The sequence below is a fragment of the Rickettsia endosymbiont of Orchestes rusci genome, assembly GCF_964030945.1.
In the GTDB taxonomy this organism is placed as follows: Bacteria; Pseudomonadota; Alphaproteobacteria; order Rickettsiales; family Rickettsiaceae; genus Rickettsia.
The window spans coordinates 41,566-68,032 of sequence record NZ_CAXIQG010000004.1; the positions used below are offsets into that span (position 1 = coordinate 41,566).

Genomic DNA, 26,467 nt, shown 5'->3' on the forward strand with positions numbered 1-26,467 from the left:
AGCGAGGGTAGAGCCTAGAGGTAATAAGCGAGACGACGAGCAACGAAGTACCAAGTTCAAATTAATTTGAAAAATTTTTTTAAATAACAAATATAAAATCTCCTTTTTAATGAATTTTAAAAAGTATAATAATTTTTTAAGGTGCAACTAATAGCTAGACTGTAAAATAATTGATCCATTCTAGGACTTAGATATTAAAGTGTGACTATCTTTGTTGGTTAGACCTTCTGCGTAACTGGCAGAGGGTCAAGGGTTCGAGTCCCGTCACGTCCTATTAAGCTTTCGTGGTTTTAGATGATTCTCCAAAAAAATTCATATCTTGCATTAGTTTAATTGAGCTAGACTTTAAAATAATTAATCTATTTGAGATTTTAGATATTAGGCTGTAGCTACAGCGTCATCTCGATCGCTTGATACAAGCGAATTTTTCGGCATTCGCCTGTACTTACGTACTTTAAGTACGGTAGCTTATCTTCCTTAAATTCATCTTGTCTGAAGCTTTCTGAATTTAGCTGTACCTTTGGCGTTGTTGCATGGCTACCGGAATCGTCATTGTGAGGAGGCATTTATGCCGACGCGGCAATCAAGTATAAACTTGTTTAGTATTCTAATTAAATCCCGAATGTAATTCGTGATAGTCCGGATTGCCGCAGCCACTTCGTGGCTTCGCAATGACGGTGTTTTTTTATAAGGATTTCGAGCCATACAACAACGCCTTTGACTTTAGGGGATGACTAAGTAATTTTTGTAAGAGATCAAAACTTTATTTGATATAATAAAATTTACTCTTGCAGGGGGAAGTTAATTGATATATATTACGCCTGTTACCCATTCATATTAGAAGGGGGTGTAGCTCAGTTGGTTAGAGCGTCTGCCTGTCACGCAGAAGGTCGCGGGTTCGAGCCCCGTCACTCCCGCCAGTTCCTACTGGGGTTTTCAGGGCTTTCTGGGGCTTTTCTAAATTTTCTAAAAACTCCGTATGTTCCTTTTATTCGCCTTTCGGCTTAATTTTCGAGCGGTGTAATAGCTCGCCAAGCCTCTTCTTAACTGGGTTTCAGAGGGAGGGCGTATGCAAAAAATAGTTACACCTTTTCCTACTTCCACAACTGTAAATAATACTATTTTTTATAATTTAGTCGGTAATTTTATACCGCCTGAATGGCGTAATTTGACTTCTAGCGACGGTAAAGTTTTAAGTAAAACCGCTCGGCAAGTTTTATCATTGATAGTTTCACGATTACAAAATGATAAGATTCTAGAGGGGGCAAATGATGAATTAAATGAATTGCAGGAAAGTTATTATTATTTTGAGCAACTACTCGGAGTTTGTCAGCGTCGTATTAGGCAGTGCTTGCTTGAATTGTGTGACGGCGGTTTTATTCAGCTTACTTTAAATACGGTGATAAAAAATTACGTAAAATGCGGCAAAGTGAGGGAATTTAAATATTGGGACGATATTTTATTATAAAAACTATAAAATAATAAATTTGCTATTTTTTATTAGCAAACAATCATCGCTAACAATTATTAATTACTAGCTATATTAATACTAATTATTATTAACTTATAATTTTTTATTTTTTGAAAGAAAATTAGAAGAGCTTTATTAAGAAATATTTAATATTTAATTATTAAATATAATAAAGATATTATTTATATAAATAGTTAATAATAAGAAAGTAGTTATTTATATATTTATAGATTAATTGTATGAGCAGGAAGAAACTATAGTAATTATAATATTTATTTTCCCCGTTATTCGTTGTCCGGAACATATAAGGAGCATACGAAACTAAAAGCCTAATCAAATCCTTATAGTTATTAGGGTTCTAGGTGTTTAGCCCTCTGATGGAAAAGCAGAGGGCTAAGGATAATTTAACAAATTAAGGCAAATATTGTTGTTTTTTAGCCACTTTTTGCCGTTTTTTCTTATTTTTTTGCCGGATCTGAGACTTAAATCTACGGTAGGGGGTAGTTTGGCTTTAGGAAAGGGGTTGGGGGGAGTTTAAAAAAATTTTTGCGGAGGGAATTAATCAGTTAATAGCAAAAATTTTATAATTTTATTTTGATTTATCAAGTTTGCCTAAGTACGCTTTGTCAATTCTTACTATTTATGCTTTAATGTTATCTTCTATAATTTTCCATGCTCATAGTTCATATAAAGGGTGAGAGTAAGAGGGCTTACCACCCTCTTACTCTTGTTTTTTTTCCTGAAGAATGATTTTATTTATTAATATAACACTACTAACACATTATTGACACACTAAGTATAACTATATATAGTTACAATATGAGCCAACACAAAAAACTTTTTAGCAAAGCTGAACGAAATCCTTCAGGATTAGATTTTTCTGAGCTTCATACTTTAATGATACAATGCGGTTGGGTCAAAGATAGACAAAGGGGAAGCCATCAAATTTGGTATTCTCCAAAAGGTATGCGGCTTTCTATTCAGATGCGTAATGGAATGGCTAAAGGGTATCAGGTTCAACAATTTTTAAGTATTGTAAAAGAGGAAGGTAAAAATGAAAACAACTGATGAATTTGATGGCTTTACAATAGAGCTTTTTAAAGATGAAGAAGACGAGTGGCTAGCTCGTTTTGAGGAACTTCCAAATGTTTCAGCTTTTGGATATTCGCCAGAAAAAGCTTTACAAGAATTACAAGAAGCCTGGAAAGTTATGAAAGAAAGTTATTTAAGCCATAATAATCCTATTCCTTTAGCTCCTGCTAGGAAAGGGTACAGTGGACAGTTTAATATTCGGATTGATAAGCGTATTCATCGAGCTCTTACACTTGAAGCGACTAAAGCAAAAATAAGTCTAAACGCTCTTGTTGCCCAAAAACTAAGCTTGTCTGTAAAGCAAGTACTTTAGATTATCCAAATTAATTTTTATTGAATTTCATTGATAGCTAAAATTGCTTGGATAAGGTTATGTTTATTTAAGGCAAAATTCCGATGGTTAATTTCGGTAAATAATTCGTTGTCGTTCCTCTCTATTCCAAAGCCGTTAAGTGTCGTTTCTAAAAATTTTTGTCTAGCGGGATAGTCCAATGCATATCCTGATTGCTCTAAATCTTCAAGAGTATAACTATCATCAGTCAGGATATAATAGTCTTTTTCCTGCTTTAGATAAATTTGGATATAATCATTATGTCGATCAAGGTAGGGAGTAGTGATCTCTATGCAATTTGTTAATTGCTGCCAATCTGTTTTATCTTTTAACCATGTATGATAATCATCTATAAGAGTTCTAATGTCCCTAGCCATACAAATACCCCTCTTTAGAAGTGTGGTAACTCAATTTAGTAAGTATATTATTTATCCAAGTTTACTGTAACCCCTTTTACTTGCAGCTAGTTCTTCTTTTGCTTTTAAAAGCTGCTCAGTAATATCTTCAGCAGGTACTCCACTATCATAACTCATCCACCATTCATCATCTTCTATATACTCTTCATCATTTTCTGCTGCAGTATTTTTTAATTCATCTATATTTTTTGTTTCGTCTTTAGAAGGTTTTTGCATTTCTCATTCATTATTACAATTTACAGATGAATCATAACACAAACGCAGTTTAATAAATAGAATAATTTAAGGCAATAACTATAAGTTAGCATATAATTAGCTCTTCCATTTGTAATCCATGGTAAAAACCTCTATAATACAGGGATTGGAGGTATTTTTGTGATTAAAAATTATAGCTCAAAAAATTACAAATTATTTGATAAACATTTAAATAAAATATCGGCTAGCACGATTGATAAATTCGGCTCCCGGGATAATATTGTTATTTTTCTGCAAGAGCTATGCGAAATAGGCAATATCGGTCTTGCTGCTAAGAAGGTAATAGTAGGATCTCCTATACATTTACACAAACTAATTCATGATGACAAATATTTAACTAAATGCGTCAGTCTTGCGCTTAGATACGCATCCGAAAGAGCTGAAGCCGTACTCTATGATCGGGCTATTAACGGCTGATGTGGATACACTAAACCGGACAGTTAGGTTAAAATAAACTTAACTCAAAGGAAGTGAAAAAAAATGTCTGTATCAAACAAAAAAATCTATACATCAGAATTTAAGGAATCAGCGGTTAAATTAGCTATTGAATCTAAGGTATCCCCGGCTCAAATAGCTAGAGAGTTAGGAATCAATAAGAATACGTTATATACATGGATTAATATGAATATTCAAACGCCCGATATTGCCTCATTCAATCAAAGCCGTAGTCAAATAGCCGTCGATATGGCAAGGCAGATATCCAGAAGTAAGCGCAATTTATAATATTATTAAACTTGACACAAGGTTAGTACGAATTGTACAATACAGTAATATTGAACAATATAGGTTAATATGAGTAGTATTACTACAGCAAGTGCTAGAGAACATTTTTCAGAAATAATAAACCGAACTAGCTATGGTAAAGAAAGAATAGTTTTAAGTCGCAGAGGTAAAGACCTTGTTGCCGTAGTACCGCTTGAAGATTTAAAGTTAATAGAAATAATTGAAGATCAACTAGACTTAAAAGATGCAGAAGAAGCTATTAAGGAAACAAAGCAAAAAGGTACTATTTCTTTAGATGAATTTAAAAAAGAAATATTTTAAGCTATGTCTTTTGAATACAAAATTGAGCTTTCTCCAGCCTCTCAAAGACAGTTAAAAAAATTACCCAAACAATTACAACAAACTATAATCCAAAAACTTGATTCTCTAAAAACTTATCCCCTGCCTTTAGGCGTAAATTGTCAGCTATAGATAATTTATACCGGCTAAGAATTGGAGATTATAGGGTGATTTATCAAGTCGAGCATAAAATACAGCTAAATTCAGAAAGCTTCAGACAAGATAAATTTAAAGACGAGCTAAGCTACCGTACTAGAGTACGTGAGTACAGGCGAATGTCGAAAATTTGCTTGTATCAAGCGATCGAGAGGACACTGTACTATTAATTTTAGTACTTAAAATAGGTAACCGTAAAGAGGTTTACGATAACTTAAAATCCTTGTCCACTAAGCTTCTTAATAAATAAAAACATCTGCTTTTTATGAACTCCTTTGTCGAGATGCAGTTCCCGCCGGAAATATCTTACGGCTCTAAGGGCGGTCCTCAGTTCTCAACCGACATCGTCACAACTTTTAGCGGGCATGAACAAGGTAATATCAATTGGCAGGAAGCACTTAGTAGATACGATATAAGTAGCGGTATAAAAACGGAATATCAAAGCATTAATAACGGTTATGATTATAAAGCGATATAATGGTACCCAAAAACTAGACAAGAAAATAGAGAAAAGTAGGTATAATATCTCCTAGGAAAAGGAGCAAAAAATGAAAAAACAAGTTAAAAAATATAGCGCAGAAGAAAAAGCAAAAATAGCAATTGAAGCAATATCTGGAGAAATGACTATAGCTCAAATTACCAGCAAATATGGTGTTCACGCTAATCAGATTTATAAATGGAAGAAAGAAGCTTTAGATTTTATGGTTTCTGGATTTAAATCGAAATCTAAACAACAAGATACCGGCCAAGAAGATTTAATTAAATCATTATTTGAGCAAATAGGCCAGTTAACAGTTGAAAGAGACTGGCTCAAAAAAAAATCTAGTATCTTTGGATTTAGAGGTTAGGAAAAAAATGATAAGTTATGCTTCAAAATTAACCATAGCAAGACAATGCGAACTTTTAGATTTAAACCGCTCAAGTTACTATTACCGAGCTAGGAATACCTTAGATGATAAGGAGTATAGAGTACTGAACAGAATTGATGAGATTTTTACAGAGCATCCCTATTATGGTACTAGAAGAATGTCTCATGTCCTAAAATCGGAAGGGTTAAATGTTAGTCGTAAGATGATAAGAAAATATTATAAAATACTTGGTATTGAAGCAGTATACCCAAAAATTAATTTAAGCCGTAGGAATCAGGCTCATAAAGTATACCCATATCTATTAAATAATATAGAGGTGGTTTGCTCCAATCAAGTTTACTGTGCAGATATTACTTACATAAGATTAAAGCAAGGTTTTGTATATTTGGTTGCTATAATGGATTGGTATAGTCGTTATATTTTGAGTTGGCGGGTGTCGATTAGTTTAGAAAATGATTTTTGTATTGAAGCTCTAAATGAAGCAATATCTATACATGGCAAGCCTGACATTTTTAATACGGATCAGGGAGTACAGTTTACATCAAAAGATTTTACTCAAATACTTGAGCAACAAGGCATAGCTATTAGTATGGACGGCAAAGGCAGAGCCTTAGATAATGTATTTATTGAACGTTTTTGGAGATCTTTGAAACAAGAGAAGATTTATCGTTTTGATCTTGAAACGGTACGTGAAGCAAAGATAGCTATCAGAGATTATATAGAATTTTATAATAAGCAAAGACCTCATCAATCGCTTGAATATAAGACACCTAAAATGATACATTTTGCAGAAAAACTAGAAAATTACCAAGAGGCTATATGACATAGAAAATGCAAACTTTACTTTGAAAAACCAATACATTAATAAAGGAGAATTACACCTCTAAAATTTAAAAAATTTGTCTAGACAAAGGGTACCACCTCACGATATCGGCAATAAATGCGCAAGCTATAACGGTTTTTGTCTTAAATAAAACCCCCACTGCTTCACCTCTATTATTCGACGAGTCTACGGAAATAATTATCCAATTACTCTACGGAAAACTGCAAAACGTCAATGATTTAGCGTTATTAAACGGTGCCAATAAGGCGCTTATCGGGGAGGAGTTAATCCAGTTCCAAAATGCCGAACTAATTAGTGATAAAAAATATAAGTTAACTAGATTATTATGCGGTCGACAAGGCACGGAATGTGCAATTGCTAGCCATAAAATCGGTGATAAGTTTATTCTGTTAAATAATGAAATTATTAGCGTTCCTATTCCAAACAATCTAATCGGCAAGCCTATTAATTACAAAGCGGTAACAATCGGCAAAACTCTAGCCGAAACTGAAAGCGTTATTTTTACCTATACAGGCAGAGCTTTAAAGCCCTTTGCTTCTGTTTACGCTACTGTCGAAAAAGACGCAGACGGCAATATAAAAATCAGTTGGCTACGCCGCTCTAGAATAGATAACGATTGGCGCGATTATGTCGACATACCGATCGGCGAAGATATTGAAAAGTACGAACTCGATATCAAGAAGAACAATAAGACTATTACGGGTCTAGTGGAAGAACACCCATTTTTGCGGTTTTATTTTTTTATCTCTACAATATCCCCGTATTTCAAAAGATTAATTAATGTCACTCTTTACCTTAATCACTATTAAAACTACCTATGCTTACATTTCTTATTCGTAAATATTTATATAATGTTGTTTTGGAAATATTTAGTTGAGAAGCAATTTGATCGGACGTAAGTTCATTCTGTTTATATAATGCTTCAGCAATACCTGCATTTCGTTTAGCTTTTTCTGATAATCCCTTCGGTCGTCCTCCCATTCGCCCTCTATCTCTTGCAGACTTAAGACCTGCCATGGTACGTTCACGAATTAAATCTTTTTCAAATTCAGCAAGTGAAGCAAAAATATTAAACATTAACCGACCTTGAGCTGTTATTATATTGATTGGATCTTTTAAGCTAATTATATCAATATTATTAGATATTAGTTCATTAACTGTTTTAATTAAATGCTGAAGAGATCTTCCAATACGGTCTAATTTCCATACTACTAATGTATCACCTGATTTAATTGCACTTAGAAGTTTTATCCACTCAGGGCGATCTGCTTTGATCCCCTTGGCTACTTCTAGAAATACTTTATCACAACCGGCTTTTTTTAGTGCGTCAATTTGCAAGTCTAAAACCTGATCTTTTGTTGAGACACGTGCATATCCATATTTCATAGTAATTTAGTACATATATGTTATTGTTTATAGCTTACTTGAACCTTGATAAAGTGGACAGCAATAATTAACTCTTTTGCTCTGATTTTTGTATCTTTTTCATTATATAAAACCGGTTAATAATAATCCTCGTTTAAATGAACCATGAATAAAAAAACTAGAATTATTTTACTCTCAAATGCTGAAATTGAGGAATTATATAGCCTTCCAGTCTTTACCGAAAAGGATAGAGAGACTTTTTTTGCTTTATCCAATAGTGATCATACACTATTGCTTGAATATCGAACTTTGAAGCTAAAAATATATTTTATATTGCAATTAGGTTACTTCAGAGCAACTCAACAATTCTATAATTTTAATTTTGAAGAGATTTTAGATGATGTAACCTATTTGATTAATAGATATTTTACTCAATCTCAAAATACTTTGACTGATAAACCTTACCGAGAAAAAATTAAAGCTCAGCAAAATACTATTTTAAAATTACATCGTTATACTGATTGGACACCTAGTCTTACAGTTGTGATTATGACCCATTTATTGGAATTAATACGGTATTACCCCAAAGCCCAAAGCAGCTTAAGAGAGCTATTTAAATATTTTGAAAATGAACGTATTGTTATACCAAAATATCGAACATTACAAGACATATTTTCTAAAGCATTCAGCACTGAAGAAGCTCGATTAAACAATATTATATCTTTTATTCCGGATAATATTAAACAGCAACTTACAGAAGTTGTAAATAATGATGGAAGTATTAGACAGCTCAATAGTATGCGATGCGATCAAAAGAATTTTCAGTATACCGCCGTAAAACTGGAAATTAAGAAAGTACAAAAGATTGAGGAACTGTACCAATTTTGTAAATCTTTTATTCCTCAATTAGGTATTTCTAAAAATGGTATCAAGTATTATGGGGAGCTAGCAGAAAATTATTATGCTTCGAGACTCAGAAAAATGGGAGAAACACAACAATGGCTATACTTAGTATGTTTTCTTTATAACCGTTACCGGCAATTTATGGATAACCTAATTATTACATTTCAACACCACATGGCTTCTATTATAGAAGCAGCAAAAAATCATGCTAACGTTGCTTCTATACACCATAGTGCTGAAATTGTATTGGAGTTTCCAAAGCTAGCAAAATTTCTTAAATGGTTTCCATCTAAAGAAAAAAATGATACAGGGTGCAGTTACGATGAATTGATCCAAGAGGCATATACTATTTTGCCAAAAGCTCAATTTGAATTACTTGCAGCTTTTATTGAGGGCAAAACCTTTGATAAAACCTTGGCTAAATGGGAATTTTATACAAAATCTTCTGCGTCATTTTCTCGTTATTTACGTCCGATAATGCTAGCAGTTGGGTTTGAATTAGCGAACCAGAATAGCTATTTGATAAAACTTATTGAGTTCCTGAAAACTCATTATTCAAAGGGGAGATATCCAGCCGCTCTAAAAGTAAAAACTTCAGATAATATTGGGCTAGTAATTGCTAAATGGATACTTCCTTACCTTAAGAGTGATTATGATTCAGAGTACCTTGATCCTTACCGCTTCGAATTTTATGTCTATTGGAAAATGAACTGTTATATTACTAAGGGAAGGTTAGTTTGTAATGATAGTTTGTCCTATAGTGATCTAGATTATGATCTCGTACCTGAGAATTTAGTTGATAATGTTGAAGAAATAGCTACCAAATTTGGGTATCATAAGATACCTATTTATTGCAATAAGCACCTTGATAAAACATTACAAAACCTAGATTTAGCATGGAATGAAACTAATGCAAATATTGATAATGGTACTAATGAAGGTTTAGAAATAACTAAGGATGAAGAAGGTACTATATCTTGGAAATTACTTTATGAAGCTAAAGAAAAATTAGATGATTCATTTTTTAGTAACTTACCAAAGATTGAGATCACTGATTTACTTAAATTTATTGGTGACCGTATGCATTTATGGAATGGATTTACTCATATCAAACATAGATATATTAAACGTAAGAAACCAGTAGTATCGGCAGTAAGTGCCTGTCTATTGTCAGAAGCCTTCGGGTTTAATATCCCTCAAATGGCTGAGATATGCGATATTAATCTTAATATTCTACGTTCTACAAGACAAGACTTTATTCGAGTGGAAAGCCTGTCAGAAGCTAATGATATTACTAGTAACTATATTAATGGGTTATCAATATTTAAGGAATGGAATCTTCTTGATAGAGAATTGCTTGCAGATGCTGATGGCAAGAAACACTCAACAAGCAATAATACTATTCAATCTAGATATTCTAAAAAGTACTTTGGTAAAGGAAAGGGAATATCTATTTACTCCTTGGTAGCCAATCACGTTGTAGTTAACGCTAGATGTATAGGACTGAATGAGTATGAGGGGCATGGGTTATACGATATTGTTTGTGGAAATAAATCTAATATTGCAATTAATTATGTTACTGGTGATAATCATTCCATTAATCCAGTTAACTTTGTAGTACTTGATTCAGTAGATATTGGATATTTGCCAAGCATTAAAAATATTAAAGATGAGGCAAAAAAACTTTACTCTCACATGTACCACTCTACATGTAAAGGAGCAGTAAAGCCTAAAGGTCAAATTGATGTTGCACTGATTAAATCTAAGGAAAAGTGGATTCTTAGGGTGCTTCTATCTCTTGTCCTGCAGGAAAATACACAAACTACTATTATTCGTAAGCTGTCATCGCATGATCGGTACTCCCAATTAAACTCTGCTCTATTTGAATACAATAAAATATTCAAAAGTATACATGTGCTTAATATGATAAACGACATAAAACTTAGAAAAGCTATAAAAACTGCACGCAACCGTACCGAAAATTATCATCAGCTACAAGGTATAATTCGTAAAGTTTATAACGGTGTTTTTAAAGGTAAAAAAATTATTGATAACCGTGTAAGTGCTCAGGCAGCAAAGTTTGTAGCCAATTGCATTATTGCTTACAGCAGCACTATGTTAGATATATTATATCAAAAAATAATTGAAGAAAATGCTTCACAGGCTGTAATTGATCAATTCGTTAGAATTTCACCAATAGCATGGGGTTATATTATCTTTACCGGCCATTATAATTTTAAAAAGAATATCGGTAAAATAGACTTAGAAAAAATGATTGATACGTTGGAAGAAAAATTACGCAAAACCTTATGGAAACAGGGATAAAAAAATAAAGCCGCAAAAATGGGTGTTCTTCCGCTAGACCCCTATTAGAACTTTAACAAGCAATACGGCGCTGTTGCATGGCTCGAATTTTCGATGTCATTCCTACCTAAAGGCCATAACTGTCCGAAGTTGAAAAATAAATAGAGAAACTGTTTGAGTTTTTCACTCTATTATATATCAAAATAGTAGTATTTTTAGCATTAACGGCAAAAAAAGTACTATTTAATAATCTTAATTTTTTAACTTCGGACAGTTATGACCTAAAGGCGGGAATCTAGAAAATGTTTAAGCGAATTATATAGTAAATTTTTATATAATTTTGTTTATTTTGGGTGTTTTTTCTGGATTCCCGCTTTTAGCTAGAATGACATACTGCTGCTTTTATCGAGCCATGCAACAAAGCCAAGCAATACCTCAAAAATCATTTATACCAAAGAACAAATATTAAGCGATTTTACCACATTCCCCGATAACCTAACCGCTACTATTTATCAGCTTTCTAGTCAAATCGGCAGAGGTTACGGCACCACTATAATCCTTAACTAAGTGACTATAGAAGTCTTTTATGAGCTAATTTATAAATAGTGTTTTGATCACGGCGACCTACTGCTATGACCTGCACTACTAACCTGGAATCTATAACTTTATAAACTAATCTATAACCAACAGTTCTTAATTTAACTTTATAGCAATCTGGCATAGAAGTAAGTTTATCTTTAGGAATACGAGGATTTATAAGCCGTTCTAACAATTTTGTTTTAAATTGCTTTTGAATATCCGGTGCTAGCTTAGCCCATTCCTTTTTAGCAGTTTCTAAAAAGGTTAATTCATAGATCATTAATATTTACCGGTATTTCTTTTTCATTAGCACGTTGTTCAACAATTTTGCTAAGTTCTATATCATCCAACATTTCTATCATAGCTTCATATAAATTAGCAGGAACACAATAAAATACAGGGTGATTACGGTTTAATATAGCAAGTGGTTTACCATGAGCGCTTTCCACCGTAGCCATAGGATTAGATTTTAGCTCGGAAATACTAGCTACCATATCGCAACAAATTACATGACTCATATTATATTACCTAATTTTACTTATTAAAGCTAATAATAGTACTTTTAATTAACCTATTCAAGGAAAAAATCATGACATATACAAACCGGTTAAAACTGCCGCTTATTCATAGCGGGCAGGCACAGAAGGAAATTACCCATAATGAAGCTTTAAATATGCTTGATGTGTTGGTAAATCCGATAGCACATGAGATCAATATAACCTCGCCGCCTGATTCACCAAAACCGGGGAAGTTATATGTTAGGGTCATAGAAGAAATAACAGGTACTGGCTCTTTCGGCGTTGGGGTTGCCGAAGATACCAAACGCTACAGCAATGCACTAGCCATAACGAAAGATACTACTAATATCGGCTTAACAAATCATCCGTTAACATTGGCACGATACTTTAATCAGGTTAACCGGGCGTTGTTGCATGGCTCAAATTTTCGATGTCATTCTAGCTAAAGGCCATAACTGTCCGAAGTTAAAAAATTAAGATTATTAAATAGTACTTTTTTTGCCGTTAATGCTAAAAATACTACTATTTTGATATATAATAGAGTGAAAAACTCAAACAGTTTCTCTATTTATTTTTCAACTTCGTACAGTTATGGCTAAAGGCGGGAATCCAGAAAGTATTTAAGCGAATTATATAGTAAATTTTTATATAATTTTATTTATTTTAAGTGTTTTTTCTGGATTCCCGCCTACGCGGGAATGACATACTGCTGCTTTTATCGAGCCATGCAACAACGCCCTAACTCCCCGAAAAAGTCAATTAACCTTTATTATTTTCTTTCTCTTTTTCTACACGCATTTGTACCTCCATAAGAATTTTTACAAACTCAATTAATCTTCTTGCCGCTTCGTGTAATTCCGGTTCGGATAATTTACCGTTATACCTTTTTCTGATATCGTCAACGATCGACTCGTAAATTTCTTCACTACTACGTCTATCCGGTTTAGCTTGCCAAGCCTTTTCATAGCTGTTTATATTGTCGTTTTTCATAATGATTCCTCAATTAATTTTTTAATTAAAATACTACTATAAATTAATAAAGTAAATCATTTTTTAACCTTAATTGTGCAATATCGGCTATGAATATAACTAACCACAAAGTAGCCGACATACAGCTAATTTAAGGAAAATTATTACCTACAGTTTATCATTCCCCTTAAATGGTTGGCGTTGTTGCATGGCTCAAAAATTAATAAGAAACCCGTCATTGCGAAACCACGAAGTGGCTGCGGCAATCCAGAAAAACATAGTCCTCCTGAATTTATTTCAGGATCTACTAAAAAAAGATGCGGCAAACTTGGTCAGCATGACAAGGACTAGATTGCCGCGTCGGCATAAATGCCTCCTCTCAATGACGATTCCGGTAGCAATGCAACAAACCCTAAATGGTTAGAGGTCACACGCAAAAACTTTGTTTACCTAGATCACAGATAAGTATATTTAACATGATTATTAATCATGTTTTACCTTTTTTTTGCAACTTAAATAATTTGACAATTTTACTTATTTCACTATCATTTATAATTAAAGTTTATTGATATTTAGCCTCTCTTAAATAAATTTATTTCACCGTAATATATTAAAAGGTAAAAAATGATTGATCAGGAAGAACCAACTATTTCTATTGTAGAAGAAAAATCAGAGGAAGAATATAGGGAAGAAAAAAGGCAAAGAAACGCCAGGGTCTGGAAAGACACCAAAGATATGTTTAAGATTATTATACCGGCTTTAATCGTTGTGATGATTCTCATGCGGATACTAAATAGTTATTTAATAGAAAGACATGCTAAAGAAATGGCATTAGAAGACCAACAAATAGAAGCCGAGTTAGATGCAGAAGAAGCGGCAGAAAAGCTAAAATAACATTTTAAATTAAACTACAAAATTTTTTGTTGCGAAAAACATATAATGTGCAGCTTCATTTTAAAGTATATTAACGTAGCTTAAGTTTTTTATTTTATATTATTTAAAGATTGTTATTAAATTGTAAGATTAAAAAAATACTGCTCATTGCAATTTATTACTTTAAATTATCAATGGAAAATGTTATAAAGATTAATCTAATAAATTTGGGTTAATTTTTGTGGAAGATATCCATTTCTGGGAAGAAAAGTTTGAGATGTGCGGATATGCCGCAAAGCTATTGGATAAAATCACCTATTTAAACAAGTTAGTACAATATCCAATAGACATCAGAGAAATTAAGAAGGGCATTTACTACGCGCGGAAATATCACGGCACACAAATGCGGCAATCAGGCGATCCTTATTATTCTCATCCTATAGAAGTTGCTTATATGGTTGCGGAGTTTACGGCGATTGACGTACCTAAACTTTTCATTCCTAGTATGATAAATGCTGCTTTATTACATGATACTATAGAGGACACGCCGCTTACAGAAGATAATATCGCCAAAATTTTTGACAGAAATATAGCAAGGCACGTGGAAGGTTTAACGCGAGTTAAATCCTATGGAAAGATTAGTGCCGAGGAAAGTTTAAATTTATTAATTCAGCAAAAAAGACATGAAACAGGGCTTATTAAAGTTTTTGATAGAATTCATAATATACAAACATTAGGAGCTAAATCTCCTGAAAAAGCTTGGAAAATATTAATGGAAACTATCAGTACGTTCGTTACGCTTAGCATATACCTTGAAATACCAGCACTAGAAAAAAAACTATGTGAACTATGTCTTGACCATCTAAATCAACATAATTTCGCTCTACAAAACCGAAAGAGAATTGTTATTGATAATTCCCTACTCCCTTCTCTAGCTTTATAAAGTAAAATACTCCAAATGCATAACCTATTACCATAGGTAATATTATAAATAATAATCCCCATTGATTAAAATATCCCACTAAATACACAAGCCCAAAAGAAGTAATAACATGTATCATTGCTCGTGATATAGCATATATAAAACTACCGACCATAAAACGTTTGAGAATAGAAATATGAGTATAAAAAACTGGAGTTGCTGGATTAGTACTTAACACGAATAACATAAAAAATGATTGTATTAAAAATAAATGTAAAGGACTACTAATATTATTAAATATATAAGGGCAAAGTAATGCAAAAGGAAAAAATATCCATATTTTTATTTTTAGTATTTTTAGAGGATGAATTTTATAACTTAAACAGGTTAATATAATATAACCTAATAGATTTATTATTGATACAATGAAATTTTGATGTATTACCTCTTCAGGAGTATAACCGAATTGTTGCTTTAATAAATTCCCACAATATATATAAGTAATATAAAAGCACACAGGCCAGCCGCATTGTATTAATAATAAGGCCAACATTTTTTTCTTACTAACTTTTTCTTGCCAAAGTGGACTATCCTCAAATATTTTTTCATTTAAGTCTACTTTTTCAAAAGTCTTTTTTAATCTACGTTTTGCATCTGCAAAATCCTTTGTTTCTTTCAACGCTGTTCTAGCAATTGTTCCAATTCCTGCAACTCCTGCTCCAATAAAAAAAGCAATACGCCAATTATCTCCTCCATTCATAGTTACTAAAGATGCAATCCCTAAAGCCGCAGTCCCTCCTAAAATAGAAAAAATTGCAATTAACATTACAGCAGGGTATTGAGCAGGTGGTTTTATAAGTTCAGTAAGGTAAATTTCTGCTCCTACTATTTCTCCCATAGAAGACATACCTTGAGCAACACGGCATAATGTAACTAATATAGTAGCAATAAGTCCTTTTTCTGCATATGTTGGAATAACAGCCATCGCAAAACACGAAATAGCCATCATAAATGTTGTTATAATAACAGTTGATTTTCGTCCTATATTATCTCCAATCCAACCAAATACTAAGGCACCAATTGGTCTTACCACAAAAATTGAGCAAAAAGCAAAAGCTGAATAAATAGCAGCAGTATGAGGGTCAGCTTTAGGGAAAAATAGCTCATTGAGTAATACTGCCATATGAACATACAGCATAAGGTCAAAATATTCTAGAAATGTACCGATAGATAATAATCCTACTGCTTGCTTCTGTTCTCTTGTTAAACTTTTCTGCTCTTTTCCATAGCCTAACATCTTCTTAGCATTTTAATTTAAATGTAAAGAAATTATATTTTTTTTGTTGAAAGTCAATAAAAAATTTAGTGTTTCACGATAAAAAAATGAAGTATTACTAAAACACTTTATGTACAAAGAAATATTTTAGGTAGGATAAAAATATTATAATAGCTCTCAAGTATGTTAGGGGTATTTCCTATATACTTAACCGCTTTACTCTTATGCTCATTTCCGCCTTAGTTTCTCAAACGTAATTTTAACCGCCTAAGATAGAAAATAAATAAATTAAATTGAAATAATAATAAATTATATTACTATAGGTTATTTATATCAGTAGCCGTTAAAAATATGCTTAATCAAATAAATATTTTATATCCAATATTATTTGCCGCTCTTATTGCCACAATTGTAATTCTTATTATTCAATTATTGCATTACAAGAAAAAAATAGTAGGGAATGACTTGAGAATAATACAATTTTATTTAGACAAAAAATTTCTTGATAATAAACTTACTAAAAACTTCGAGTTTCAAACTTCACAAAAATATCCTGATTCTTTTTTTGAAGACGTTAAATTTTATTTTAAATTAGATGATGTAAGAATAATATCGGTTCAAGAACTAGAAAATGATGACGAATTGAATTTTTTGTTTAAAGAGAAGTTAGAAGCGGTTATTACTTCCTTTTTATCTGAACCGCAAGGGAATATAGCGGCTTTATACAAAGTTTTAGACCGAAAGTTAAATACCGAGTCTGATCATGTACATCGGTTATACGTATTTTTGCCTCGCGATAAAATAAATCAAAAGAACCAAGAAACTCTTATTTATGTAAAGATTCCATATATTTTTAACAAAGACGAACTTGAAACTTTAGATATTTACATGCATCTAGTTAAAATATTTTCTGATCAAGCATAACTTTTAAATATGAGCTACATGTTAGTTACATAATACGCTAACCCTGAACAATAAACCCATCATCTCATGGAAAAACTGCACTCGTAAGAGCCTAGACCTTGCTACTTTCAAAGCTGAATATCCTGAACTTTACGGGCTGTTTCTCAAAAAAAAGACTAGTAGAGTATTTAGATTAAACTAACCGGGCTTAAATCTTACAATAATATTCTCTAGTTATTACCTCACTTTTTAACGTTATGTTTTAATTTGTTAATCTTTCCTGATTTTTTCATTTGACTTGTTACCGAGATACTTGTAATTATTTTAGCAACTATAAAGGTTAACCCAAGATTAATAAATATTAATAAACACAAGCTAAAGAGGTAATTATGTTTGTACGGAAAGGATTAACGAAAAAATCAGATGAAGAATTAACTAAAACGCCAAAGGAATTATTAATAGATTTTTTAGAGAAAAAAAGTTTTACTTCCTGCGTTGATAGCTTAAGAAATAACAATACTATTCTTGAACTTACATGTAGGAATATAGGAGATGAGGGAGCAAAGGTACTTGCGGAAGAATTAAAAAACAATACTGTTCTTACTAGACTTATACTTTATCATAATGAAATAAAAACTGAAGGAGCAAAAGCAATTGGGGAAGCTTTAAAAAGTAATTCTACTTTGCGGTATCTTAACCTTTATAGTAGTCAAATAGGAGATGAAGGGGCAAAAATAATTGGGGAAGCTTTAAAAAGTAATTCTATTTTGCGAAATGTTATTCTTAGCGACAATCAAATAGGAGACGAAGGGGCAAAAGTATTCGGAGAAGTGTTGAAAGGTAATTCTACTTTGCAGTATCTTGACCTTGGCATTGGTAGAATAGGAATTGAAGGAGAACAGTATTTGATAGAACCTCTTAAAAATAATACTTCTATTATAGGACTTAATTTTAGCTATCGTATAGAAGATGAAAGAGCAAAAATAATTAAAGAATATTTACAAAGAAATAAAAATTTAGCATTTGATAAAGTATTTTTAGCAATAAGAGAAAATAGGTTACAAGATGCAGAAAATTTAGCTAAAGGACATGGACTTCCAATTAGAGAAGTCGATAATAAAGGTAATACACTGTTGCATTATGCAGCAGAGAAAGGCATGGAGTCAGTATATGATATATTTATCTCAAAACTATACCTAGGTGATCCAGATAATCCCCCTAATGTTTTTGATGTTACCAATGAAAAAAAAGAAACTATATTAATTTCTGCTGTCATAGGAGGTTTACCAAAAATATGTGAGTTGTTGATTCTTTGGATGGATTCACGGCAGATTAGTCGTGCTACCGATACCAATGAAACAGCATTAACTTTAGCTGCCAGTAAAGGCTTAGAAAGAATTTGTGAGCTACTAATACCTAAAATGACCGATCAGGCTATTAATCAGGTTACTAATAACGGCAATACGGCTTTAAGTTTAGCTCAACAAAAAGGTTTTAAAAATATATGCGATTTATTGGAATTAAAAATAAATAAAGAATCTAGTATAATCACATTTATAGTAAAAGAAATAATTTATGACAAGTCGCTTTTGAATCACCAGGAATTACTAGGGGCTGCTATGGAAAAATTTAGCTTAAAGGAAATAGGCGAGCGGATTGATGAATTAAGCCCGTGTTTAATAGATGCAGCAATTAATAGCGAGGAGGGGGAGCTTATTATATTGGGTGGTTTGATGAGCTTAGACAATAGCGCAGCACCTGGGAGCTAGTTTATATTAGAAATACAAAATAGAAAGGGGCAATTTGTTGCTCCTGTAACTAGGTTTTTGTTACTAGGTTTATTAGTAAGAGACTTTTAAATTACCGATATAATAAGGCTTTGTTAGGACATTAATCAACTTCAACCTATACTGATTTAGGGTTCGCATAACGTACCACGCTCCCCGCCGGTTCCTATCGGGCTTTTGGGAGTTTATAGGATTCTTCGGAAAATTCATATTAACTATAACTAAAGGTAGAAAATTCTCATTAGATATTCTGCATATCGGTAACCCCAAACTTCCCGCGATAATGTTAATTTAATTTCTAAAATTTACAGCTCCCTTAGTGGATCAAATAAAGTGTTATATAATTTTTATATGTAATAAATATTTGAGACCGTTATGATCAGGAAATATTTGAAGAATATTTTTAAAGACCAAAACCGTAAATCACAATCTTTTATTGAGTTTAATAATATAGCCTATAGTGATTTGCGAGAAATCAAAGTCGGTATAGATGCTTATCGAAAAAACGTCATAGTTTATAGATGCGTTAATTTAATAGCTCAATCGGTGGGGCATGTACCTTGGAAGTTAATGAGAAATAACAACGGTAATAATGAAGTAATTGCCGATCATCCGTTATATCATTTATTAAAAAGACCAAATCCGGAAAAAGCCGGAGCCGATTTTTTTAGTGAATTAATAGCCGGTAAATTATTATTCGGTAACAGCTATATTTTATCAACAACAGACACAAAGCCGCCGGAGATTTATTTACTTCATGCAACGGCTACGGAAGTGGTGTTAGAGCAGAATCAGGCAATTGCTTATAGATATAAGAGTAGCAACGGCGAAAAAATTTACCCTATTAATCCTATTAATAAAATGAGTAGGGTATTACATCTGAAAAACTACCACCCGACTAACGGGCATTATGGATTATCAGCTTTAGATGCTGCTTCTTTGCCGATCGATCTGCATCAACAAGCCACCTATTGGAATAATGCTTTACTGCGGAACGGCGTGCGTCCTAGCGGTGCATTGATAGTGAAAGACGGTAACGGTTATCTTAGCGATGAACAATTTGAAAGGCTGCAAGCGCAATTAGTCGATAAATTCACCGGTAGTAATAACTCCGGCAAACCCTTATTGTTAGAGGGAGGATTAGGGTGGCAAGAGATGAGTATTAACCCCAAAGACATGGATTTTATTGAATCAAAAAATTCAGCAGCAAGGGAGATAGCTTTAGCCTTCGGCGTACCGCCTCAATTACTCGGTATTAACGGCGACAATACTTATAGCAATATGCAAGAAGCACGGCTTGCTCTATGGGAGGAAACGTTAATTCCTTTACTTGATAAGCTAGCGGATGCTTTAAGTAATTGGTTTTCACATCTATATCAAGAGGATATTGTTATCGATCTTGATCGCGATAATATCTCGGCATTAACCGAAAAACGAGAAAATTTATGGGCTAAAATAGCCGGTGCCGATTTCATGACGTTAAATGAGAAAAGGGCTTTTGTCGGGCTTAAACCTGTTGCCGGCGGCGATAATTTATGACTAAAGATATAATAGATACTATAGATAGCCTATATAATTTTATTGCTAAGCTTATTATTTTACTAGAAGACGAGCTTACTGTGCTGACCTTGCAAAGAAACGAGAATAATATAGTAGCTACGAAAAATATTGCCGAAACCCTGAATAAATTAGTAAATTTGATTGCTCAATTAAATAAGCTTTCTAATTTGACGCCGACTTCTACGGAAATAGGTGAAAAGGACAAAATAATTATTGATAATTTTTTAAAAAATTATCAGACTAAGATGTTGTTTTAAGTAAAATGTCATTCCCGCGTAGGCGGGAATCTAGAAAAATATACAAAAAAGTCATCCTGAATTTATTTCAGGATCTACTAAAAAAAGATGCGGCAAACTTGTTCAGCATGACAATAAAAAAGCCGGATACCGTGATCAAGTCCACTACTGTACGAACGTTTAAATAAAGAGGTAAAAATTCTGTCATTCCGTGGCTACGACCACGGAATCCAGCTTATAATATCATAAAAAGATTCTAAAATAAGTCTAATATGGCTTTATTTTCCTGGATGCCGTGATCAAGTCACGGCATGACACAGCCTTTTTTCAACGTTCGTACAGTAGTGGATCAAGTCACGGTATGACACCATACTTGTAATAACCATATGACTTTTTCGCATTATTTCTTAACCAAAACCTTACGCAATAATATCACCGAAGCGATTAATATTATTATTAATAAGCTTATAAAAAAACACAGTGTTATAGGTAATGACTTAAAATTTTGCCATAATAACATACTAAAAAACGGCGTGGCAGAAGATAAAATTATACCCCCCAAAGAGTGGGATAAGCTATACATTCGCACTTTGCTTGTCGTAATAAATAATGATTGGATAATAATTTGTAACGGTACGGCATAGAATGCCGCTAGCCCTATAAGAATTACGGGACAGTAAATTATAAATATTTGATTATATAATAAAATTTGCATAATTAATGCGGTTCCAAGGCTCAAAGTCAAAGAAACTATAATTTGTTTTAAAGGGTTTATTTTGTCGGCGAGCAAACCGGAAAATATTGCAGCAATTGCGTAGGTAATAATTAAAATTATATTCATAGTTTGAGCTTGATTATGCTCAATGGTGCAAGCTATTTTTGATAAAAAGACTCCTAAAAAAATTACTAAAAAATGATAAACGCCGCCGATAGAGCCGTTGATAAGCATAGCTATAATAAATTTTAGTTTGATATTTTGTAAGATTTGCCACAAGCCGTTATCATCTTTATTAGGATGTTTTTTTCGGTAATATAAAAATTCTTCGCTCTCCTTAAAAAATTTTCTCATTAAAATAGCAAGCATGCCAAAAATTCCGCCGACGAGAAAATTTAATCGCCATAAATATTCGGACGCGTTAAAGTTACTAGCATAATAATACATTATAGCGGCAAGTAACGCGCCGACTTGACTACAACTAACAACTAGCCCGTTAGTTAGATTTTTGCGGTTGCTGCCGGCTTTTTCAGCTACATAAATTTTTATGGCATCGACTTCACCGGCAAGGCTCATTAAAAAAACCATTCGGCAGAATATCAATATGATAACGGCAAAGTTGCCGATTTGTGCGAAGCTAGGAGTAATAGCGATTAGACTTGTTGAAATAGTAGCGACAATTACTGAGATTTTAACCGATTTAGTACGACCGTATTTATCTCCTATAAAACCGAATATTAACGAGCCTATCGGTCTTGCTACAACCGAACCTCCGAGTATCGCAAAGAAGCCGAGTATTTGCACATCATGCTCTAGAGGCGGTAAAAAATTCTTAGCTAAGATACTAGCCGAAAGACCGAATAAAGCATAATCATAATAACGAATGATCGTTATAAAAAAGGCAATTAAAAAAGCCGAATGTTGCATATCGTTATAATTCAGAGTATAATTAGTTTTATTAGTCTCGTAAGGCATTATTGCGTGGATACCCCAAACGTCATTGCGAGCGACTAAAGGCTTTGTTGCAGGGTTCAAATTTTTGATGTCATTCCCGCGAAAGCTAGAATGACATCGATAATGTAACAACTCTTCATTCTAATATATAATTATAACAGTAATAGGAAATATTTATGAATTGTTTTTTTAAATTAATAAAATATTCGGCTTATGCTTTTCTATATTTAGCGGTTACCATTATAGTAGCCTATATTGTTTTTGCTGAAGGCATAACTGATGACGGGCAATGTCATGCTATGGAGCGACCTTTACTTATTCATTATATTTTAGCATTTATTATTACGGGATTGCCGATGCTTGCACTCATATATTGTAAAAACAAAAAATTAAAAAAAGATAAATAACAAATCATGATCGGTAAGTTAAGTGGTAAAATAGATTCTTGTTACGATGATTATATTATAATCGACGTGAACGGGGTAGGGTACTTAGTATACGCTTCCGGTAAAACTTTGCGTAAATTGCCGGAAGGAGAATTTTGTCGATTATTTATTGAAACCCATGTCAGAGATGATCATATTCATCTCTATGGATTTTTATCTTTAGAAGAAAAAGCCTTTTTTAATTTATTACAATCGGTTAGTGGTATCGGTACCAGAATGGCTTTGTCTATTTTGTCTAGCTTGACGCCGCTAGAGATTCAACTAGCCGTAAATCAAGCGGATAAGAACAGTTTCAAAGCCGTTTCAGGGGTAGGAGCAAAACTTGCCGAAAGGATAATTATGGAGTTGAAGGATAAAGTTTTAATAGGAACCGGCTCTAACGCCGCAATTAAAAGCGATTTAAATTTAGGCGGTATTAGCCCGGTTGCTAGCTCTGAAGTGATAAAGGCTTTAAGCAATCTCGGCTTTAATAGATTTGAAGCTCAAAATGTCGTGCAGGAACTTATTGCAAAAAATCCGGAAATCTCTATTAATGAATTAATTAAACTTGCCTTAAAAAATCGTGGTTCTAATGTCTGAAAAGGTTTCTGACAATATTTTATCGGCTGAAGAAAATTACAATGATCAACAAAATGATCAAGAATTTTCTTTAAGACCTTCCTATTTACAGGAATTTGTCGGACAGCAACAAATTAAAGAAAATTTATCAATTTTTATTAAAGCTGCTAAAGCAAGATCGGAACATTTAGACCATACATTATTTTACGGTCCTCCCGGTCTTGGTAAGACTACCTTGGCAAAAATTGTCTCCAACGAGATTGGCGGAAATTTTAAATCAACTTCCGGACCGGCAATATTAAAAGCTGCCGATCTTGCGGCAATTCTAACTAATTTAGAAAAAAATGATGTGTTATTTATTGATGAAATTCATCGTCTTAACACTTCGGTTGAAGAAGTTTTATATCCGGCAATGGAAGATTTTGTCTTAGATATTATTATCGGTGAAGGACCGGCGGCTAGATCGGTAAAAATAAACTTACCGCCCTTTACCCTGATCGGTGCAACTACTAGGCTCGGATTATTAAGCAACCCTCTAAGAGATCGATTCGGTATCCCGTTGCGTTTAAATTTCTATAATATAGATGAGTTAAAATCAATATTAAATCGGGCAAGTAAATTACTTATAATTAATTTAACCGATTGCGGTTCCGAAGAAATAGCTAAAAGAAGTAGAGGAACGGCAAGAATTGCTCTAAGACTCGTTAAACGGATAAGAGACTTTGCCGCCGTTGAAGGCAAGCTAGAAATTGATAAAATTGTTGCAAACTCGGCATTAAACCGTTTGGAAGTTGATAGTATCGGGCTTGATAGTAACGACGATCGATACTTAAAATTTATTGCCGATAATTACGGCGGCGGTCCCGTCGGGATTGAGACAATTGCCGCAGCTTTGTCGGAACAACGTGATGCACTGGAAGAAACTATCGAGCCGTATTTAATTCAAATAGGATTTTTGCAGCGTACCCCTAGGGGAAGGGTAATAACGCTTAATGCTTTCCGGCATTTAGGATTACCGGCTCCGACTCACAGCAATAGTGACAATAATAGTCAATATAACATTTTCAATGAAAATATTAACGAAGGATAAAATTTTGTCGTCAGTAAAAATATCAAATCAGGATTATAGTGCTACCAAAGTCATAAAAAGGCTACTTAAAAATTTTATTAAGCCTTATTCTAAAAAAATATTTCTGGCAATATTTTTTATGATTGTCTCGGCTATTTGTTCGGCAAATATTGTTAAATCTGTTCAGCCGATCATCGATCAAATATTTCTAACGCACGATAAGAAGATGCTTTTATTAATGCCTTTTATGATTACCTCAATGTTTTTTATAAAAGGAGTTTCAGAATATTATCAGAATTACTTAGTTAAATATATCGGACAATGTATTCTAACCGATTTGCAAATGAAGATGTATGAACATTTATTGTGTGCCGATATTTCTTTTATCCAGTCGCAATCATCGGCAAGGATAATATCACGCTTTACAAATGATATTACTATGATGCGTGGAGCAGTTTCAAATCTGCTTGTCGGCTGCGCTAAATATTTTTTTACCGTATTATTTTTAATAATAGTAATGTTTAAGTTAGAGCCGGTAATATCTTGCGTAACTTTTTTTGTTTTCCCTCTTGCTATTTATCCGGTGCAAAAATTAGGTAGAAGAATACGAAAAATATCGACGCAGTCACAAGAAGAGCTAGGGCATTATACTTCACGCCTTGATGAGACATTTCAATCGATTAAGATCGTAAAGTCTTTTGTCGGTGAGAAAATAGAAAGTAATAGAGCATTATTAATCGTCAATAATATTTTAAGCTTCTATAAAAAGACTTCAAAATTAGATGCTTTAGTTTCACCTATTATGGAGACGTTAAGCGGGATTGCTATCGGCGGTATTATATGGTATGGGGGCAGTTTAGTAATGGAGGGTAAAACTACCCCGGGTGCGTTATTTGCTTTTTTAACAGCTTTTGCTACGGCTTATAGACCTTTCAAAAGTTTAGTCTCGTTAAATGTTAATTTACAAGAAGGAATAGCTGCCGCAAAAAGGGTTTTTACTATTTTAGATACCGAGCCGGTTATAAAAGATCACGCAAATGCTTTACATGTCGATTTTACTAATGCGAAAATAGCTTTTAAAGAAGTTGGATTAAATTTTCAAAGTAAAGTAGCTATAAAATTAGTTGATTTAAAACTAACTCCTAATAAAATTATTGCCTTTGTCGGGCGTTCGGGAAGTGGAAAAACCTCTCTTAGTAATTTGCTAGTTAGGTTTTATGATCCAAGCGAAGGGACAATCTTAATTAATGATCATGATATTAAAGATATTAAAATTGCTTCGCTCCGAAAGCAAATTTCGTTGGTAACGCAAGATACCCATTTATTTGATACTAGTGTTGCCGAAAATATTGCTTACGGTAAGACACAGCTAAATTCGGAAAGCTTCAGACAAGATGAATTTGAGGAAGAGCTAAGCTACCGTACAAAAGTACGTGAGCACAGGCGAATGCCGAAAAATTCGCTTGTATCAGGCTTTCCGAATGACGCTGTAAATGCTACGAGAGAGCAAATAATTACCGCGGCAAAATATGCGGATGCCGATGAGTTTATTATGCGTTTGCCTGACGGCTATGATACCGTAATAGGCACGCAAGGGACAACTCTTTCCGGTGGACAACGTCAACGCTTATCGATAGCGAGAGCATTTTTAAAAAACTCTCCTATTTTAATTTGGGATGAGGCTACGAGTTCTTTAGACCAAAATTCCGAGCAAAAAATTATAGAATCATTAAAAAAACTTCGTCAAGGAAAAACTACTTTGATTATTACCCACCGCTTAGCAAGTATTACCGATGTTGACTATATAATCGTTATGAAAGCCGGCAGTATCTGCGAACAAGGTACCCATGAACAATTATTAGCAAATGAAGGGGAATATTACAAACTATATAATAAAGAACTGAAAGAAGGTAGTTGATACCCATGTTATTACAAATTCGGTGTCATGCCGTGGCTTGACCACGGCATCCAGAAAAAATCTTAGTAAAAAAGCTGGATACCGTGGTCAAGCCACGGTATGACACCGAGAGCTTT

General features: G+C 33.3%; 35 protein-coding genes, 1 tRNA gene and 1 pseudogene. 27 read left to right on the forward strand and 10 right to left on the reverse strand.

Going from position 1 to position 26,467, the window contains the following annotated elements; translation table 11 throughout:
* Positions 1 to 387: 387 nt before the first annotated feature.
* Positions 388 to 518: pseudogene (locus AAHM91_RS03715) on the reverse strand (palindromic element RPE3 domain-containing protein); the annotation flags it as partial.
* A gap of 31 nt (positions 519 to 549) precedes the next feature.
* A complete protein-coding gene (locus AAHM91_RS03720) occupies positions 550 to 705 on the reverse strand; it encodes a hypothetical protein (protein ID WP_342269921.1) in 156 nt (51 codons plus the stop codon).
* A gap of 138 nt (positions 706 to 843) precedes the next feature.
* Here AAHM91_RS03720 and AAHM91_RS03725 point away from each other — a divergent pair.
* The 4 genes from AAHM91_RS03725 (at position 844) to AAHM91_RS03740 (ending at position 2,876) form a co-directional block, all read left to right on the forward strand.
* A tRNA-Asp gene (locus AAHM91_RS03725) sits at positions 844 to 920 on the forward strand.
* Between the two features lie 149 nt (positions 921 to 1,069).
* On the forward strand, positions 1,070 to 1,468 hold the full coding sequence (locus tag AAHM91_RS03730; RefSeq protein ID WP_342269922.1) for a hypothetical protein: 399 nt from the start codon (positions 1,070 to 1,072) through the stop codon (positions 1,466 to 1,468).
* Positions 1,469 to 2,290: 822 nt separating this feature from the next.
* Positions 2,291 to 2,539 (forward strand): type II toxin-antitoxin system HicA family toxin, encoded by a 249-nt coding sequence (locus AAHM91_RS03735; protein WP_253307673.1) that lies wholly within the window; start codon positions 2,291 to 2,293, stop codon positions 2,537 to 2,539.
* A complete protein-coding gene (locus tag AAHM91_RS03740; RefSeq protein WP_253307672.1) occupies positions 2,526 to 2,876 on the forward strand; it encodes a toxin-antitoxin system HicB family antitoxin in 351 nt (116 codons plus the stop codon). Before AAHM91_RS03735 ends, AAHM91_RS03740 begins: the two co-directional genes overlap by 14 nt.
* Positions 2,877 to 2,893: 17 nt before the next feature.
* On the opposite strand, the gene AAHM91_RS03745 is transcribed toward AAHM91_RS03740, so the two are convergent.
* Positions 2,894 to 3,271, reverse strand: a complete 378-nt coding sequence (locus AAHM91_RS03745; RefSeq protein WP_253307671.1) for a DUF1828 domain-containing protein — start codon at positions 3,269 to 3,271, stop codon at positions 2,894 to 2,896.
* A 51-nt stretch (positions 3,272 to 3,322) separates the two neighbouring features.
* Complete coding sequence (locus tag AAHM91_RS03750; RefSeq protein ID WP_253307670.1) at positions 3,323 to 3,526, reverse strand: hypothetical protein; 204 nt, start codon at positions 3,524 to 3,526, stop codon at positions 3,323 to 3,325.
* A gap of 159 nt (positions 3,527 to 3,685) precedes the next feature.
* Between AAHM91_RS03750 and AAHM91_RS03755 the strand changes: the two genes are divergently transcribed.
* From AAHM91_RS03755 to AAHM91_RS11005, 8 genes are all read left to right on the forward strand, one after another.
* Complete coding sequence (locus AAHM91_RS03755; RefSeq protein WP_342269923.1) at positions 3,686 to 3,982, forward strand: hypothetical protein; 297 nt, start codon at positions 3,686 to 3,688, stop codon at positions 3,980 to 3,982.
* 63 nt (positions 3,983 to 4,045) lie between these two features.
* Complete coding sequence (locus AAHM91_RS03760) at positions 4,046 to 4,288, forward strand: transposase (RefSeq protein ID WP_342269924.1); 243 nt, start codon at positions 4,046 to 4,048, stop codon at positions 4,286 to 4,288.
* A 69-nt stretch (positions 4,289 to 4,357) separates the two neighbouring features.
* Positions 4,358 to 4,609: a type II toxin-antitoxin system Phd/YefM family antitoxin gene (locus tag AAHM91_RS03765; protein ID WP_342269925.1), complete on the forward strand. Its 252-nt coding sequence runs from the start codon at positions 4,358 to 4,360 to the stop codon at positions 4,607 to 4,609.
* A 137-nt stretch (positions 4,610 to 4,746) separates the two neighbouring features.
* Complete coding sequence (locus AAHM91_RS03770) at positions 4,747 to 4,953, forward strand: palindromic element RPE3 domain-containing protein (RefSeq protein WP_342269926.1); 207 nt, start codon at positions 4,747 to 4,749, stop codon at positions 4,951 to 4,953.
* A gap of 113 nt (positions 4,954 to 5,066) precedes the next feature.
* Positions 5,067 to 5,261: a DUF2460 domain-containing protein gene (locus AAHM91_RS03775; protein WP_342269927.1), complete on the forward strand. Its 195-nt coding sequence runs from the start codon at positions 5,067 to 5,069 to the stop codon at positions 5,259 to 5,261.
* Between the two features lie 70 nt (positions 5,262 to 5,331).
* The gene (locus tag AAHM91_RS03780) at positions 5,332 to 5,631 is read left to right on the forward strand and encodes a transposase (protein ID WP_045812944.1); all 300 of its coding nucleotides are present in this window, start codon (positions 5,332 to 5,334) and stop codon (positions 5,629 to 5,631) included.
* A gap of 7 nt (positions 5,632 to 5,638) precedes the next feature.
* Positions 5,639 to 6,475, forward strand: a complete 837-nt coding sequence (locus tag AAHM91_RS03785; RefSeq protein ID WP_342269489.1) for an IS3 family transposase — start codon at positions 5,639 to 5,641, stop codon at positions 6,473 to 6,475.
* A gap of 128 nt (positions 6,476 to 6,603) precedes the next feature.
* The gene (locus AAHM91_RS11005; RefSeq protein ID WP_458693709.1) at positions 6,604 to 7,305 is read left to right on the forward strand and encodes a GTA baseplate fiber-binding domain-containing protein; all 702 of its coding nucleotides are present in this window, start codon (positions 6,604 to 6,606) and stop codon (positions 7,303 to 7,305) included.
* Here the strand turns inward: AAHM91_RS11005 and AAHM91_RS03790 are convergent.
* Positions 7,292 to 7,882 carry a recombinase family protein gene (locus tag AAHM91_RS03790; RefSeq protein ID WP_342269928.1) on the reverse strand — a complete coding sequence of 197 codons (591 nt, stop codon included), beginning with the start codon at positions 7,880 to 7,882 and terminating at the stop codon, positions 7,292 to 7,294. The two genes, AAHM91_RS11005 and AAHM91_RS03790, sit on opposite strands and share 14 nt — an antisense overlap.
* Before the next feature lie 144 nt (positions 7,883 to 8,026).
* Between AAHM91_RS03790 and AAHM91_RS03795 the strand changes: the two genes are divergently transcribed.
* Both AAHM91_RS03795 and AAHM91_RS03800 read left to right on the forward strand, forming a co-directional pair.
* On the forward strand, positions 8,027 to 11,089 hold the full coding sequence (locus AAHM91_RS03795) for a Tn3 family transposase (protein WP_342269929.1): 3,063 nt from the start codon (positions 8,027 to 8,029) through the stop codon (positions 11,087 to 11,089).
* A gap of 319 nt (positions 11,090 to 11,408) precedes the next feature.
* The gene (locus AAHM91_RS03800) at positions 11,409 to 11,537 is read left to right on the forward strand and encodes a hypothetical protein (protein ID WP_342269930.1); all 129 of its coding nucleotides are present in this window, start codon (positions 11,409 to 11,411) and stop codon (positions 11,535 to 11,537) included.
* A gap of 102 nt (positions 11,538 to 11,639) precedes the next feature.
* On the opposite strand, the gene AAHM91_RS03805 is transcribed toward AAHM91_RS03800, so the two are convergent.
* Both AAHM91_RS03805 and AAHM91_RS03810 read right to left on the reverse strand, forming a co-directional pair.
* Positions 11,640 to 11,927 carry a type II toxin-antitoxin system RelE family toxin gene (locus AAHM91_RS03805; RefSeq protein WP_342269931.1) on the reverse strand — a complete coding sequence of 96 codons (288 nt, stop codon included), beginning with the start codon at positions 11,925 to 11,927 and terminating at the stop codon, positions 11,640 to 11,642.
* Entirely contained in the window at positions 11,917 to 12,165 is a 249-nt protein-coding gene (locus tag AAHM91_RS03810; protein ID WP_342269932.1) for a type II toxin-antitoxin system Phd/YefM family antitoxin, read from the reverse strand. The genes AAHM91_RS03805 and AAHM91_RS03810 overlap by 11 nt, the downstream gene beginning before the upstream one ends.
* Before the next feature lie 71 nt (positions 12,166 to 12,236).
* On the opposite strand from AAHM91_RS03810, the gene AAHM91_RS03815 reads away from it, so the two are divergent.
* Positions 12,237 to 12,611 carry a DUF2793 domain-containing protein gene (locus AAHM91_RS03815; protein ID WP_342269933.1) on the forward strand — a complete coding sequence of 125 codons (375 nt, stop codon included), beginning with the start codon at positions 12,237 to 12,239 and terminating at the stop codon, positions 12,609 to 12,611.
* Between the two features lie 313 nt (positions 12,612 to 12,924).
* On the opposite strand, the gene AAHM91_RS03820 is transcribed toward AAHM91_RS03815, so the two are convergent.
* Positions 12,925 to 13,155: a hypothetical protein gene (locus AAHM91_RS03820; protein WP_342269934.1), complete on the reverse strand. Its 231-nt coding sequence runs from the start codon at positions 13,153 to 13,155 to the stop codon at positions 12,925 to 12,927.
* Positions 13,156 to 13,342: 187 nt separating this feature from the next.
* On the opposite strand from AAHM91_RS03820, the gene AAHM91_RS03825 reads away from it, so the two are divergent.
* The 3 genes from AAHM91_RS03825 (at position 13,343) to AAHM91_RS03835 (ending at position 14,950) form a co-directional block, all read left to right on the forward strand.
* Entirely contained in the window at positions 13,343 to 13,558 is a 216-nt protein-coding gene (locus AAHM91_RS03825; protein ID WP_342269935.1) for a hypothetical protein, read from the forward strand.
* A gap of 200 nt (positions 13,559 to 13,758) precedes the next feature.
* On the forward strand, positions 13,759 to 14,028 hold the full coding sequence (locus AAHM91_RS03830; RefSeq protein ID WP_342269936.1) for a hypothetical protein: 270 nt from the start codon (positions 13,759 to 13,761) through the stop codon (positions 14,026 to 14,028).
* A 220-nt stretch (positions 14,029 to 14,248) separates the two neighbouring features.
* The gene (locus AAHM91_RS03835; RefSeq protein WP_342269937.1) at positions 14,249 to 14,950 is read left to right on the forward strand and encodes an HD domain-containing protein; all 702 of its coding nucleotides are present in this window, start codon (positions 14,249 to 14,251) and stop codon (positions 14,948 to 14,950) included.
* On the opposite strand, the gene AAHM91_RS03840 is transcribed toward AAHM91_RS03835, so the two are convergent.
* Complete coding sequence (locus AAHM91_RS03840) at positions 14,913 to 16,226, reverse strand: MFS transporter (protein ID WP_253307658.1); 1,314 nt, start codon at positions 16,224 to 16,226, stop codon at positions 14,913 to 14,915. The genes AAHM91_RS03835 and AAHM91_RS03840 overlap by 38 nt on opposite strands.
* 330 nt (positions 16,227 to 16,556) lie before the next feature.
* Between AAHM91_RS03840 and AAHM91_RS03845 the strand changes: the two genes are divergently transcribed.
* The 5 genes from AAHM91_RS03845 (at position 16,557) to AAHM91_RS03865 (ending at position 20,879) form a co-directional block, all read left to right on the forward strand.
* Entirely contained in the window at positions 16,557 to 17,129 is a 573-nt protein-coding gene (locus AAHM91_RS03845) for a hypothetical protein (protein WP_342269938.1), read from the forward strand.
* A 368-nt stretch (positions 17,130 to 17,497) separates the two neighbouring features.
* Positions 17,498 to 18,877 carry an ankyrin repeat domain-containing protein gene (locus AAHM91_RS03850; protein WP_342269939.1) on the forward strand — a complete coding sequence of 460 codons (1,380 nt, stop codon included), beginning with the start codon at positions 17,498 to 17,500 and terminating at the stop codon, positions 18,875 to 18,877.
* A 393-nt stretch (positions 18,878 to 19,270) separates the two neighbouring features.
* A complete protein-coding gene (locus AAHM91_RS03855; protein ID WP_342269940.1) occupies positions 19,271 to 20,434 on the forward strand; it encodes a phage portal protein in 1,164 nt (387 codons plus the stop codon).
* Complete coding sequence (locus tag AAHM91_RS03860; RefSeq protein ID WP_253307654.1) at positions 20,431 to 20,712, forward strand: hypothetical protein; 282 nt, start codon at positions 20,431 to 20,433, stop codon at positions 20,710 to 20,712. The genes AAHM91_RS03855 and AAHM91_RS03860 overlap by 4 nt, the downstream gene beginning before the upstream one ends.
* Positions 20,713 to 20,717: 5 nt before the next feature.
* Positions 20,718 to 20,879 carry a hypothetical protein gene (locus AAHM91_RS03865; RefSeq protein WP_342269941.1) on the forward strand — a complete coding sequence of 54 codons (162 nt, stop codon included), beginning with the start codon at positions 20,718 to 20,720 and terminating at the stop codon, positions 20,877 to 20,879.
* 212 nt (positions 20,880 to 21,091) lie between these two features.
* Here AAHM91_RS03865 and AAHM91_RS03870 read toward each other — a convergent pair whose 3' ends face one another.
* Positions 21,092 to 22,333, reverse strand: coding sequence for an MFS transporter (locus AAHM91_RS03870; protein WP_342270725.1), 1,242 nt, complete (start codon positions 22,331 to 22,333; stop codon positions 21,092 to 21,094).
* A 203-nt stretch (positions 22,334 to 22,536) separates the two neighbouring features.
* Here AAHM91_RS03870 and AAHM91_RS03875 point away from each other — a divergent pair, with 203 nt between their 5' ends.
* From AAHM91_RS03875 to AAHM91_RS03890, 4 genes are read left to right on the forward strand one after another with little or no spacing between them, the layout of a single operon-like run.
* Positions 22,537 to 22,767 (forward strand): Holliday junction ATP-dependent DNA helicase RuvA, encoded by a 231-nt coding sequence (locus tag AAHM91_RS03875; protein WP_253307653.1) that lies wholly within the window; start codon positions 22,537 to 22,539, stop codon positions 22,765 to 22,767.
* 6 nt (positions 22,768 to 22,773) lie between these two features.
* A complete protein-coding gene (gene ruvA, locus AAHM91_RS03880) occupies positions 22,774 to 23,385 on the forward strand; it encodes a Holliday junction branch migration protein RuvA (RefSeq protein WP_342269942.1) in 612 nt (203 codons plus the stop codon).
* Positions 23,378 to 24,454: a Holliday junction branch migration DNA helicase RuvB gene (gene ruvB / locus AAHM91_RS03885; protein ID WP_342269943.1), complete on the forward strand. Its 1,077-nt coding sequence runs from the start codon at positions 23,378 to 23,380 to the stop codon at positions 24,452 to 24,454. The genes ruvA and ruvB overlap by 8 nt, the downstream gene beginning before the upstream one ends.
* The gene (locus AAHM91_RS03890) at positions 24,432 to 26,351 is read left to right on the forward strand and encodes an ABC transporter transmembrane domain-containing protein (RefSeq protein ID WP_342269944.1); all 1,920 of its coding nucleotides are present in this window, start codon (positions 24,432 to 24,434) and stop codon (positions 26,349 to 26,351) included. The genes ruvB and AAHM91_RS03890 overlap by 23 nt, the downstream gene beginning before the upstream one ends.
* Positions 26,352 to 26,467 lie beyond the last annotated feature (116 nt).